Annotated in this window: 12 protein-coding genes; all 12 read right to left on the reverse strand. The window is 70.3% G+C overall.

Features of this window, described 5'->3' with window-relative positions; genetic code table 11:
• Positions 1-189: 189 nt before the first annotated feature.
• The 12 genes from nusB to ACFY1E_RS13675 all read right to left on the reverse strand — a co-directional run bounded on the left by nusB (position 190) and on the right by ACFY1E_RS13675 (position 12,659).
• Entirely contained in the window at positions 190-624 is a 435-nt protein-coding gene (gene nusB / locus ACFY1E_RS13620) for a transcription antitermination factor NusB (protein ID WP_030946863.1), read from the reverse strand.
• Between the two features lie 2 nt (positions 625-626).
• Positions 627-1,193, reverse strand: a complete 567-nt coding sequence (gene efp / locus ACFY1E_RS13625) for an elongation factor P (RefSeq protein WP_208781694.1) — start codon at positions 1,191-1,193, stop codon at positions 627-629.
• 51 nt (positions 1,194-1,244) lie between these two features.
• On the reverse strand, positions 1,245-2,351 hold the full coding sequence (locus ACFY1E_RS13630) for an aminopeptidase P family protein (RefSeq protein ID WP_389075125.1): 1,107 nt from the start codon (positions 2,349-2,351) through the stop codon (positions 1,245-1,247).
• A 116-nt stretch (positions 2,352-2,467) separates the two neighbouring features.
• Positions 2,468-3,334 carry a Pro-rich N-terminal domain-containing protein gene (locus ACFY1E_RS13635; RefSeq protein WP_389075128.1) on the reverse strand — a complete coding sequence of 289 codons (867 nt, stop codon included), beginning with the start codon at positions 3,332-3,334 and terminating at the stop codon, positions 2,468-2,470.
• A 290-nt stretch (positions 3,335-3,624) separates the two neighbouring features.
• Positions 3,625-4,716, reverse strand: a complete 1,092-nt coding sequence (gene aroB, locus ACFY1E_RS13640) for a 3-dehydroquinate synthase (RefSeq protein ID WP_389075130.1) — start codon at positions 4,714-4,716, stop codon at positions 3,625-3,627.
• Positions 4,713-5,228: a shikimate kinase gene (locus tag ACFY1E_RS13645; RefSeq protein WP_389075133.1), complete on the reverse strand. Its 516-nt coding sequence runs from the start codon at positions 5,226-5,228 to the stop codon at positions 4,713-4,715. The genes aroB and ACFY1E_RS13645 overlap by 4 nt, the downstream gene beginning before the upstream one ends.
• On the reverse strand, positions 5,225-6,409 hold the full coding sequence (gene aroC, locus ACFY1E_RS13650) for a chorismate synthase (protein WP_389075135.1): 1,185 nt from the start codon (positions 6,407-6,409) through the stop codon (positions 5,225-5,227). Before aroC ends, ACFY1E_RS13645 begins: the two co-directional genes overlap by 4 nt.
• 154 nt (positions 6,410-6,563) lie before the next feature.
• Positions 6,564-7,379: a shikimate dehydrogenase gene (locus ACFY1E_RS13655; protein WP_389075138.1), complete on the reverse strand. Its 816-nt coding sequence runs from the start codon at positions 7,377-7,379 to the stop codon at positions 6,564-6,566.
• A complete protein-coding gene (gene mltG, locus ACFY1E_RS13660) occupies positions 7,379-9,037 on the reverse strand; it encodes an endolytic transglycosylase MltG (protein WP_389075140.1) in 1,659 nt (552 codons plus the stop codon). Before mltG ends, ACFY1E_RS13655 begins: the two co-directional genes overlap by 1 nt.
• Before the next feature lie 120 nt (positions 9,038-9,157).
• Positions 9,158-9,622 (reverse strand): Holliday junction resolvase RuvX, encoded by a 465-nt coding sequence (gene ruvX / locus ACFY1E_RS13665; protein WP_351466901.1) that lies wholly within the window; start codon positions 9,620-9,622, stop codon positions 9,158-9,160.
• A gap of 2 nt (positions 9,623-9,624) precedes the next feature.
• The gene (gene alaS, locus ACFY1E_RS13670) at positions 9,625-12,297 is read right to left on the reverse strand and encodes an alanine--tRNA ligase (RefSeq protein WP_389075143.1); all 2,673 of its coding nucleotides are present in this window, start codon (positions 12,295-12,297) and stop codon (positions 9,625-9,627) included.
• Positions 12,297-12,659: a hypothetical protein gene (locus ACFY1E_RS13675; RefSeq protein ID WP_389075145.1), complete on the reverse strand. Its 363-nt coding sequence runs from the start codon at positions 12,657-12,659 to the stop codon at positions 12,297-12,299. The genes alaS and ACFY1E_RS13675 overlap by 1 nt, the downstream gene beginning before the upstream one ends.

Genomic DNA, 12,659 nt, shown 5'->3' on the forward strand with positions numbered 1-12,659 from the left:
CACGACCGGTTCTCCGGGGGACCCAGCCCCTTGGCGGCCCCGGACAACAACGGGGCCGCGGGGGGGGCCGCACCCAAAGGGTACCGCCCACCCCGGCGGCTTTCTGCGGCCTCCGAGGACCACGCGGGTACGGGAACGCCAGGGGGCCCGCAACAGTCACGCTGCGGGCCCCCTGGCGATGCCTGCCTCTTACGCCTCGTCCCGGCGCAGTGAGGGCTTCAGCTCCTTGAGCCGGCCCAGCAGGCCGTTGACGAACGCGGGCGACTCGTCCGTGGAGAACTCCTTAGCCAGCTGCACCATCTCGTCCAGCACGACGGCGTCCGGGATCTCGTCGGCCCAGATCAGCTCGTAGGCGCCGAGGCGCAGGACGTTGCGGTCCACCACCGGCATCCGGTCGAGCGTCCAGCCGACCGAGTACTGCGCGATCAGTTCGTCGATGCGCTTCGCGTGCTTCGCGTAGCCCTCGACCAGCTGCATCGTGTACTCGCTGACCGGCGGCTGCCGGGTGTCGTCCCGGGACAGCCGGATCCAGTCCGCGAGGACCGTCAGGACGTCGGCGCCGCGCTGGTCGCCCTCGAAGAGGATCTGGAAGGCGCGCTTGCGGGCCGTGTTGCGGGCAGCCACGGTTAGCTGTTCACCCGGCCGAGGTAGTCGCTCGTACGGGTGTCGACCTTGATCTTCTCACCGGTGGTGATGAAGAGCGGGACCTGGATCTGGTGGCCGGTCTCCAGCGTGGCGGGCTTGGTGCCGCCGGTGGAGCGGTCGCCCTGCAGGCCCGGCTCGGTCTCCTGGACGACGAGCTCGACGGCGGCCGGGAGCTCGACGAAGAGCACCTCGCCCTCGTGCTGCGCGACGGTGGCCGTGAAGCCCTCGACGAGGAAGTTGGCGGCGTCGCCGACAGCCTTGCGGTCGACCATGAGCTGGTCGTAGGTCTCCATGTCCATGAAGACGAAGTACTCGCCGTCCATGTACGAGAACTGCATGTCGCGCTTGTCGACAGTGGCCGTCTCGACCTTGACGCCGGCGTTGAACGTCTTGTCGACGACCTTGCCGGAGAGCACGTTCTTCAGCTTGGTGCGCACGAAGGCCGGGCCCTTGCCGGGCTTGACGTGCTGGAACTCGACGACGGACCACAGCTGGCCGCCTTCGAGCTTGAGCACCAGGCCGTTCTTGAGGTCGTTCGTGGAAGCCACGGTTGCGGAATCTCCTGGACTGACGTGGACGACCCCGGCGCGCGCACCTTCCTAGAGTGCGAGCAGCTCCTTGGTCGTGATGGTGAGTAGCTCGGGTCCGCCGTCCGCCTCGGGGCGGACGACGAGCGTGTCATCGATCCGGACGCCGCCCCGGCCCGGGAGGTGGACCCCCGGTTCGACGGTGACCGGCACGCAAGCGTCCAGTTTACCCATGGCCGCAGGGGCGAGCTGCGGGTCCTCGTCGATTTCGAGCCCCACGCCGTGCCCCGTCAGGGCCGGGAGCCCCTGCGCGTACCCCGCGGAATCCAGCACCTGACGTGCGGCGCGGTCCACGTCCCGGCAGGCCGCACCGGGCACCAGCGACTCCCGTCCGGCGCGCTGGGCAGCGAAGACGAGGTCGTACAGCTCGATCTGCCAGTCCGCGGGAGACGTGCCGATGACGAAGGTGCGGCCGATCTCGCAGCGGTAGCCGCGGTAGGCGGCGCCCAGACAGACCGAGAGGAAGTCGCCCTCCTCGACACGGCGGTCGGTGGGCCGGTGGGCGGGTCTGCCGGCGTTGGGGCCGGTGGCGACGGAGGTCGGGAAGGCGGGGCCGTCGGCGCCGTGGTCGACGAGTCGCCGCTCCAGCTCCAGGGCGAGATGCCGTTCCGTGCGGCCGACGAGGATGGACTCCAGGAGTTCGCCGAGGGCCTGATCGGCGATCTCGGCGCCGATGCGGAGGCAGGAGATCTCCTCCTCGTCCTTGACGACCCTGAGCTGCTCGACGGCTCCGCCGAGATCGGTCAGGCGAAGGCGCGGGACGACCGAGCGGATCTCGCGGTGCCGGGCCACCGTGAGGTGGTGTTCCTCCACGGCGAGGGTGTCGGCGCGCTGGGCCTCGGCGAGGTCGGCGGCGGCCACCGCGGGATCGCCCGCGGTGCCCGGCAGGGTCTGCACGCGCAGCGCCTCGTCCGGTCGGCCCTCGGCGGGCCGGTCGTCCGGTGGACCGGCGCAGAGCAGCAGGTCGTGGGTCTTGCCCAGGAGCAGGACGGCGCCCCGCGGGGCGGTGCCCGCGAGGTAGCGGACATTGGCGGGCCGCGAGATCAGCGCGGCCTGGCTGCCGCCGGCCTTGCAGCGGTCTCGCAGCCTTGCTCGGCGGAGTGCGTACACCTCTGACATGAGATGAGCGTAGGAGCGGTGGGGGAATTGTGCCGGTTGGGGTGTCGTTCGGGGGACGAGAGGCGGGAGGGCGGCTTCGCCCCGCTCCCCTGCATAAGCCGTGCAGGCCCCTGTGGCTACCAGTTCGGGGGGCTCGCGATGGACCGTGCCAGTACGTCGTCCAGGACCCTCGCCGTCTGGGGGACGTCCAACTGGGAGTTGTCGATGATCGGGAGGCCCGAGCCGTACCAGCCCGCCATGCGGCCGTGGATGCGGGCGACCTCCTCGTCGGTGAGGCGGCGGTTGCCGGAGCGTTCCGCGTTGCGCTCCAGGACGATCTCCAGGCCGGGGAGGAGGACGACCGGGAGGAGGCCGGGGCCCACGTGGCGCTTCCAGCCGCCGAGGCCGACGACCGGGCGGTCGGGGAAGACGGCGTCGTCGAGGATGCAGGAGATGCCGTTGGCCAGGAAGTTCCGGGCGGCGAAGCCGCAGGTGCGGCGGGCCAGGCGGTACTGCGCCTCCGAGTGGTCGTTCCACCCGGACTGCGGGTCGGCGAAGCCGGAGCGGACCCATTCGCGTACGTCGTCGAGACTGATGTGGGCGGTGGGGACCCGGCGGTGGTCCGCCCAGTACTTGGCGACGCTCGTCTTTCCGGCGCCCGCGGGGCCGATGAGCAGCACTGCGAGGGTCGTGGCGGTGGGGTCGGGCGCACTGGTGGCGGGCGGCGCGCTGGGCATCGCGACGGGGCCGCCGGGGGGCAGCGGGACGTGGCCGGTGGTGTCCGGGGCCGGAGGTGCCGGGGCGTGCTGCGGTGCGGGCGGGACCGGGGGCGAGGGCGCCTGCGGGTAGCCCGGTGCCGGGGGCGGCGGGGGCACCGGGACGGAGCCCTGGTGCGGACCCGCCTGGTGCGGGCCCGGTTGCTGTGCGGCCGGCGACCAGCCTCCGGCCGGTCCGTGCCCCGGCTGTTGGGGCGGCGGCAGCGGAGAACCCACTGCGTGCTGCATCCGGTGCCACTCCGTCTCGTTCTTTTGGGCTCGGTCCACCTCCGGGGCGCTGCAGCCGGTCTCGAGATCCCGAACCGTGCTCAGCCCATCGGGCCTCCGCGCGCTGGACCTCTCGACACCGGCGCACCCCTTCGGCTCACTCGCCGCAGGCAATTGGCGCTGGCAGCGGAGCCCTGGGCCCGCTCCCTACCGAACGGTACCTGCCCCGGCCGCCGTTTGGTGAACGGCCGGGGGCGGCCCGAAGTGCCCATGTCCGTAAGGCGAATCGGACGGATGACGCTCCGGTGGACTTACTCGCCCACTTCGCCGTACGCGGCCAGCAGGACGGCGGGGTCGGGGCTCTCCAGGACGGTCGGCTTGGCCAGGCCGTCCAGGACGATGAAGCGCAGCAGGTCGCCGCGGGACTTCTTGTCGACCTTCATCGTCTCCAGCAGCTTGGGCCACTGGTCGTAGCGGTAGTGGAGGGGGAGGCCGACGGATTCGAGGATCGTGCGGTGCCGGTCGGCGGTGGCGTCGTCCAACCGCCCTGCCAGGCGGCCGAGTTCGGCGGCGAAGTGCATGCCGACCGAGACCGCGGCGCCGTGCCGCCACTTGTAGCGCTCGTTCTTCTCGATGGCGTGGCCCAGGGTGTGCCCGTAGTTGAGGATCTCCCTGAGGCCCGCCTCCTTCAGGTCGGACGAGACGACCTCGGCCTTGACCCTGATGGAGCGCTCGATGAGCTCGGCGGTGTGCGGGCCGGCCGGGGTGCGAGCGGCCTGCGGATCGGCCTCGATCAGCTCCAGGATGGCCGGGTCGGCGATGAAGCCGGCCTTGATGATCTCGGCGAGCCCGGAGACGTAGTCGTTGACCGGCAGGGAGTCCAGAGCCGCCAGGTCGCAGAGCACACCGGCGGGCGGGTGGAAGGCGCCGACGAGATTCTTGCCCTCGGCGGTGTTGATGCCGGTCTTGCCGCCGACCGCGGCGTCCACCATGGCCAGCACGGTGGTCGGGATCGCGATCCAGCGCACCCCGCGCAGCCAGGTGGCGGCCACGAACCCGGCGAGGTCGGTGGTGGCGCCGCCGCCGACGCCCACGATGACGTCGGTGCGGGTGAACCCGGACTGGCCGAGCGCCTTCCAGCAGTAGGCGGCGACCTCGGCGGTCTTGGCCTCCTCCGCGTTCGGCACCTGGATGGCGACGGCCTCGAAGCCCTGCCCGGCCAGGTCGGCGCGGAGCGCGTCACCGGTCTCGGCGAGCGCCTCGGGGTGGACGACGGCGACCCGCTTGGCCCTGTCGCCGATCAACCCGCCCAGCTCGCCCAGCAGCTGACGCCCCACCAGGACCTCGTACGGGTCGGTGCCCGCGCTCCCGCCGACCTGGATCCGGGTGACTGCCTCGCTCATGCTTCCTTCAACTCCAGTGCGTCCAGGGCGACTTGGGTGACATCTTCGGGGGTACGGCCGTCGGTGGCAACGACCGCCGTGGCCACCTCCTCGTACAGCGACCGGCGGGCCTCCATCAGTTCGCGCCACTGCTTGCGCGGGTTGACGGCGAGCAGCGGACGGGCCGCGTTCAGCCCGGTGCGCTTGACGGCCTCCTCGACGTCCATCGAGAGGTAGACGACCCGCTGTCCGGCCAGCAGCGCCCGCGTGTCGGCGTCCAGGATGGAGCCGCCGCCCAGGGCGAGAACGCCGTCGTGCTCGGCCAGCGCCTTGTGCACGGCGGCCTTCTCGATCGCCCGGAACACCGGCTCGCCCTCGTCGACGAAGATCTCCGCGATCGTGCGGCCCTCGGCCGCCACGATGTCGTCGTCGGTGTCCCGGTAGCCGACCCCGAGCCGCTCGGCCAGCAACCTGCCGACGGTGGACTTGCCCACGCCCATCGGACCGACCAGCACCACCTCGGGAGCGGTCATCGGATGGCCAGGTGGTCGAGGTAGGACTGCACATTGCGGCGGGTCTCGGTGACCGAGTCGCCGCCGAACTTCTCCGCCACCGCATCCGCCAGCACCAGCGCAACCATCGCCTCGGCGACAATGCCCGCGGCCGGCACCGCGGAGACGTCGGAGCGCTGGTGGTGGGCCTGCGTCGCCTCACCGGTCGTCACGTCCACGGTCTGCAGCGCCCGCGGCACGGTCGCGATCGGCTTCATCGCCGCACGCACCCGCAGCAGCTCACCGGTACTCAGGCCGCCCTCGGTGCCACCCGAGCGGCCGGACGTGCGCCGGATGCCCTCCGGCGTGTTCACGATCTCGTCGTGCGCCTTCGAGCCCGGCACCCGGGCCAGCTCGAACCCGTCACCGATCTCCACACCCTTGATCGCCTGGATGCCCATGAGGGCCCCGGCAAGGCGGGCGTCCAGCTTGCGGTCCCAGTGCACATGCGAGCCCAGGCCCACCGGCACCCCGTAGGCCAGGATCTCCACCACACCGCCCAGGGTGTCGCCGTCCTTGTGCGCCTGGTCCACCTCCGCCACCATCGCCTTCGACGCATCCGCGTCCAGGCAGCGCAGCGGATCCGCGTCCAGCCTCTCCACATCGGCCGGCGTCGGGTACACGCCCTGCGGAGCCTTCACCGAGCACAGCTCGACGACATGGCTGACGATCTCGATGCCCGCCGTCTCCTTCAGGTACGACCGCGCCACCGCACCCAGCGCCACCCGGGCCGCCGTCTCCCGCGCCGAGGCGCGCTCCAGGACCGGCCGGGCCTCGTCGAAGCCGTACTTCTGCATGCCCGCCAGATCCGCATGACCGGGACGCGGACGGGTCAGCGGGGCATTGCGGGCCAGCCCCGCCAGGATCTCCGGATCCACCGGATCGGCCGCCATGACCTGCTCCCACTTCGGCCACTCCGTGTTGCCCACCATGACCGCAACCGGCGAACCGAGCGTGAGGCCGTGCCGGACGCCGCCGAGGAAGGTCACCTGGTCCTGCTCGAACTTCATGCGCGCACCGCGTCCATAACCGAGCCGGCGCCGGGCCAGGTGGTCCGCCACCATCTCCGTGGTGATCGGCACACCGGCGGGAAGACCCTCCAGCGTCGCCACGAGTGCGGGACCGTGGGACTCCCCCGCGGTCAGCCAGCGCAACCTGCTCAACGGTGCTCCTCAGTGCTCGCGCCCTGGTACTGCCCTGCATACGCGCGTCCTCGCGTACGGCGACGGCGCGACCAGGTGCGCGGCCCTGGCCCGCCACCCCCGATCCTCCCACGTCCGGGCGACGGGTCCGATCCGAGTCCGACAAACGGACAGATCAGCCCAGCTGGGCGGCTTCGCGCATGGCGGCGAGCGGGGAGCGCGGATCGCCGGTGAACTGGCGGAACTGGAAGACCGCCTGGTGCACCAGCAGGTCGAGGCCGCTGAGCACCTGCCCGCCTCGCTGCTGCCAGGCTGCGGCGAGGGGAGTGGGCCAGGGTTCGTAGAGCACGTCGAAGAGGGTGCCGACCTGTGCGGGCAGCTGCCCGGCCAGCGCGTCGGTGCCGCCCGCCGGGGTCGTGGAGATCACCAGCGGCGCCTCGAAGGCCCGTACCGCTTCCGACCAGTCGGCCGGGCGCACCTGCACGCCGAGCCGCTCGCCCCACTGCCGCATCTCGTCCGCGCGCCGCTCGCTGCGCACGTACACCGTGACCTCGCCGGAGCAGATGCGGGCCAGCGCGGCCAGGGCCGAGGAAGCGGTGGCGCCCGCACCCAGGATCGCCGCCGACTCGGCCTTCTCCACGCCCCGCTCGTGCAGCGCAGCCACCAGGCCGGGGATGTCGGTGTTGTCGCCGACCTTCCGCCCGTCGGGACGGAACACCACGGTGTTGACCGCCTCCACCGAGGCCGCCGTGTCGGTGATCTCGTCGAGCAGCGGGATCACCGCCCGCTTCAGCGGCATCGTCAGCGACAGCCCTGCCCACTCCGGGCCGAGCTGCTCGAAGAACCCGGGCAGCGCGGCCTCGTCGATCTCGAACCTTTCGTACGACCAGCCGTCCAGGCCGAGCGCCCGGTACCCCGCGTTGTGCAGTTGCGGGGACAGGGAGTGGGCGATGGGCGAGCCGAGCACGGCCGCCCTTCGGGTCGCAGTCATCAGTTCTTTTTCCTCGACGCATTGAATTCGTCGACCAGCTTGTTGTGCTCGGCGAGCGTCTTGGTGAACTTGCTGGTCCTGCCGTCCAACGAGATGAAGTAGTACCAGCCGTCGTGCGTCGGGTCGAGCGCCCCCTTGAGGGCCAGCTCGCCGGGGTTGTCGATCGGGCCGGGCGGCAGACCCTTGATGTAGTACGTGTTGTACGGGTTGTTGTACTTCCGCAGCTCGGCGATGCTCAGGTCGATCTTGCTCTGGTTCTTGATGTAGTTGTACGTGGAGTCGAACTCGAGCGAGCCGTAGGTCTCGGGGTTCCCGGGCTTGAGGCGGTTGTAGACGACCTCGGCCATCTTGCGGAAGTCGTCGTGGCTGGTGCCCTCGGCCTGCGCCAGGCTCGCCACGGTGAGCAGCTGCCAGGGGCCGTCGAGGCCGAGGCTCTTCGCCTTCTTCGTGAGGCCGAGTTCCTCGTACTTGTCGTTGGCCCGCGTGACCATGTCCTTCAGGACGTCCTCGGGCTTCTGGCCCTTGCTGACCGCGTAGCTGGAGGGGTAGAGGAATCCTTCCAGCGGATCCTTCACGTTCGGGTGGTTCAGCGCCCAGGAGGGCAGGCCGAGGTTCTTGTAGTCCTGCTTCGCGACCTTGGCCGTGGTGCCCGCCGCCACCCCTAGACGCGCGTCGATCAGCTTGTAGATATACGCGTTGCGCCAGCCCTCGGCGAGGACCAGGTTGCTGCGGCTCTTCGGGCTGAGCATCAGTTCGACCGCGCTCGCGGCCGACATGTGCTTCTCCAGCGTGTAGACGCCGTCCTGGATCTTCTTGCCGTCGGGGTTCGACTGCTGCGCGGAGACGAACGCGTCGACACTCTCGACGACTCCTGCGTCCTTGAGCTTCTGCCCGATCACATAGCCGCCCGCGCCCTTGGGGATGGTGACCATGACCTTCTGGCCGTTTCCGTCGCCCGCATAGTCGGGCGACGGGCCGAAACGATCCTTGTAGAAGTGGTAGCCGAAGTAGCCGACCCCGGCGGTGCCTCCGGCGAAGATCACGACGAGCACGAGGCAGGCACAGCCGCTCCGGCGCTTCTTCGGCTTCTTGCCGCCGCGGGCCTTACGGCCGGCGCGCGGGTCGTCGTCCTCGTCCTCGTCGTCCTCGCCACCGGCGAAGAAGGCGTGTTCTCCCTGGTCAGGGCCAGGATCCCAGTCGGTCTGCGGTTCGGGCTCGGCCTGCCTGCGGCTGGGCGGCTCGGGCGGCGGGTACGCGTCGGGCGTGCCGTAGTAGTCGTGCTGCTCGCCGCCGTACGCGGCGGCCTGCTGGGCATACGGGTCCGAGGGATCCGTGTACTGGACGTGCGTGTGCGTGCCGGTGCCCCAGCTGCCCTGGTCATACGACTGCTGCTGGCCCTGGCCTGCGTAGTACTGCTGGTCGTAGCCCTGGTACTGCTGCTGGGAGTACTGCTGCGCCTGACCGTATGCGGACTGTTCGCCGTGGCCCCAGTCACCGTAGTGCTGCTGCTGCGGCTGCTCCGGATAGTGCTGTGGCTGGCCGCCGTAGGGGGACTGCTGGCCCGCCTGGGCCTGCTGTCCGCCCCATCCGTCGTTCCCGTATGACGGGTCCTCCGGATGCCACGGTTCGGAGCCTGGGCCCCGGCCATACTCAGTCATCGATCCCCTAGAGCCGCGAGGCGGCGGTTACGCGGCTTTCGGCCGGTTCTGTCCCGCCTCTTGCTGTGCAGCCGCTGTTCGAACAGCGCCGCAGACGCGCGGAACGTTACCGTATCGCGATCAGATGACCACTTCGACGCCCTCGCCGGGTGCTTTACCTGACACCCGTTCGGATTCGAGGGCCTGCTGGAGGATGATCACAGCGGCTGCCTGGTCGATGACCGAGCGGCCCTTCTTCGACTTCACGCCCGAGGCGCGCAGTCCCTGACTGGCCGTCACCGTGGTCATCCGCTCGTCCACGAGCCGGACCGGGACGGGGGCGATGCCCTTCGCGAGTTCCTGTGCGAAGCCGCGAACCTTTGCAGCGGCGGGCCCCTCGCCCCCCTTGAGGGAGCGAGGGAGACCGACGACGACCTCGATCGGCTCGTACTCCTCGACGAGTTGCTTGAGCCGTCGGTGAGCTGCGGGGAGGTCCCGGCCGGGGACCGTCTCCACCGGGGTGGCGAGGATCCCGTCGGGGTCGCACGAGGCGACCCCGATACGGGCGTCCCCGACGTCGATCGCGAGCCGGCGGCCTCGGCGCATCGTCACTTCGCGGTGTCCGTGACCAGCCGCTCGACGGCGTCCACGGCCTCGCCGATCGCGGCCGGGTTCTGGCCGCCGCCCTGGGCGACGTCCGGCTTGCCGCCACCGCCGCCGCCGAGGGTCTTGGCGGCCGTGCGGACCAGGTCACCGGCCTTGAGGCCGCGCTCACGGGCGGCCTCGTTGGTGGCGATGACGGTCAGCGGCTTGCCGCCCGTGACCGTGAACAGGGCGACCACGGCGGCCCGGCCGCCCTGGATGCGGCCGCGTACGTCGAGGACCAGCTTGCGCAGGTCGTCGGGGGTCGTGCCGTCGGGGACCTGGCCGGTGACGACGGCGATGCCGCGGATGTCCTTGGCGGACTCGACGAGCCCGGCGGCGGCCTGCAGCACCTTCTCGGCGCGGAACTTCTCGATCTCCTTCTCGGCGTCCTTGAGCTTGCCGAGCATGGCGGAGACCTTCTCCGGGAGCTCCTCCGGGCGGCCCTTGATCAGCTCCTGGAGCTGGGCGACGACCGTGTGCTCACGGGCGAGGAAGTTGTAGGCGTCGACGCCGACGAGGGCCTCGATACGGCGGACACCCGAGCCGATCGAGGACTCGCCGAGCAGCTTGACCAGGCCCAGCTGGGCGGTGTTGTGGACGTGCGTGCCGCCGCACAGCTCCTTGGAGAAGTCGCCGATGGTCACGACGCGGACCCGCTCGCCGTACTTCTCGCCGAACTCGGCGATGGCGCCCTGCTTCTTCGCCTCGTCGATGCCCATGATGTCTGCGCGTACGTCGAGGTCACGGGCGAGGACCTCGTTGATCTTCTGCTCGACGTCGGTCATCACGGCCGTGGGAACGGCCGACGGGGAGCCGAAGTCGAAGCGGAAGCGGCCCGGCTGGTTCTCGGAACCGGCCTGGGCGGCCGTCGGGCCCAGCGCGTCACGCAGCGCCTGGTGGGTGAGGTGGGTGGCCGAGTGGGCACGGGCGATGGCCGTACGGCGGCGGGCGTCGATGGCGGCGTGGGCCTTCGCGCCGACGGTGACCTCTCCGACCTGGACGACGCCCTTGTGGACGTAGACGCCCGGGACCGGCTTCTGGCAGTCGCGGACCTCGATCACGGCACCGGTGTCGACCTTGATGCGGCCGGTGTCGCCGATCTGGCCGCCGCCCTCGGCGTAGAACGGCGTGCGGTCGAGGACGATCTCGACCTCGTCGCCCTCGATGGCGGCCGGGGAGGAGGCGCCGTCGACGAGGATGCCGACGATCGTGGACTCGCCCTCGGTGTCGGAGTAGCCGATGAACTCGGTCTCGCCGGTCTTGTCCGCGATCTCACGGTAGGCACCGGCACCGGCGTGGCCGGTCTTCTTGGCCTGGGCGTCGGCCTTGGCGCGCTCCCGCTGCTCCTTCATCAGGCGGCGGAAGCCCTCCTCGTCCACGGAGAGGCCCTGCTCGGCGGCCATCTCCAGGGTGAGGTCGATCGGGAAGCCCCAGGTGTCGTGGAGCAGGAACGCCTTGTCGCCGGCGAGGACCGTGCCACCGGAGGCCTTGGTCTCCGTGACGGCGGTGTCGAGGATGTTGGTGCCGGCCTTCAGGGTCTTGAGGAAGGCGTTCTCCTCGGCGAGGGCGACCTTCTCGATGCGCTCGCGGTCGGTGACCAGCTCGGGGTACTGCTGGCCCATCATGCCGATCACGGTGTCGATGAGGTCGAGCACGACCGGGCCGGTGGCGCCCAGCAGACGCATGTTGCGGATGGCGCGGCGCATGATGCGGCGCAGGACGTAGCCGCGGCCCTCGTTGCCCGGGGTCACGCCGTCGCCGATGAGCATGACGGACGTGCGCATGTGGTCGGTGACCACGCGCAGGGAGACGTCCGAGTCGTGGGCGTCGCCGTAGCGGACACCGGTCAGCTCGGTGGCCTTGTTGATGACGGCCATGGAGGTGTCGATCTCGTACATGTTCTGCACGCCCTGCAGAATCATCGCGAGTCGCTCGAGGCCCAGGCCCGTGTCGATGTTCTTGCTGGGGAGCTCGCCGAGGATCTCGAAGTTGTCCTTGCCGATGCCCTCGCCGCGCTCGTACTGCATGAAGACCAGGTTCCAGATCTCCACGTACCGCTCGTCGTTGACGGCGGGGCCGCCCTCGACGCCGAACTCGGGGCCGCGGTCGTAGTTGATCTCGGAACACGGGCCGCAGGGGCCGGGGACGCCCATGGACCAGTAGTTGTCCTTCATGCCCAGGCGCTGGATGCGCTCCTTGGGCACGCCGACGACCTCGTGCCAGATGCGCTCGGCCTCGTCGTCGTCCTTGTAGACGGTGATCCACAGACGGTCGGCCTCAAGGCCGTAACCACCCTTGTCCTGGGGGCTGGTGAGCAGCTCCCAGGCGTACTTGATGGCGCCTTCCTTGAAGTAGTCACCGAAGGAGAAGTTGCCGCACATCTGGAAGAACGTGCCGTGCCGGGTGGTCTTGCCGACCTCTTCGATGTCGGGCGTGCGCACGCACTTCTGCACGCTGGTGGCGCGCGGGAAGGGCGGCTTGACCTCACCCAGGAAGTAGGGCTTGAAGGGCACCATGCCGGCCGGGACCAGGAGCAGAGTCGGGTCGTCCGCGATGAGCGACGCCGAAGGGACGACGGTGTGACCGCGCTCCTCGAAGAAGCTCAGCCAGCGGCGGCGAATCTCGGCCGACTCCATCAGTGGTCCTCATTCCGGTTGTACGAGTTGTTCGAGTACGACTGGTACGTCGAGCCCTCGACGTACTTCGGGCTGTTGCGGTTCTCGATGGCGGGATACCGCCGGGGCGCAGGGAGTTCGGGGGCCGCGTTGATACCGAGGGCCTCCCCCAGCTCCTCCTCCCGCAGGGCCATGTTGTCCCGGACGTCGAGCGCGAAGCCGACCGCGCGGTCCTTGAGCCGGTGACCGGCCTCGATCGCCTTGTTGGCCGCGGAGGCGGCAAGGTTCTCGGGGGTCAGCTGCTTCAGCTTGCGGTTGACCTTGGTGGTGGCCCACACACCGGCGGCGACGCCCGTGGTGAACCAGAACGTACGGCGGAACAT

This window comes from Streptomyces sp. NPDC001604, assembly GCF_042893475.1.
Classification (GTDB): domain Bacteria; phylum Actinomycetota; class Actinomycetes; order Streptomycetales; family Streptomycetaceae; genus Streptomyces.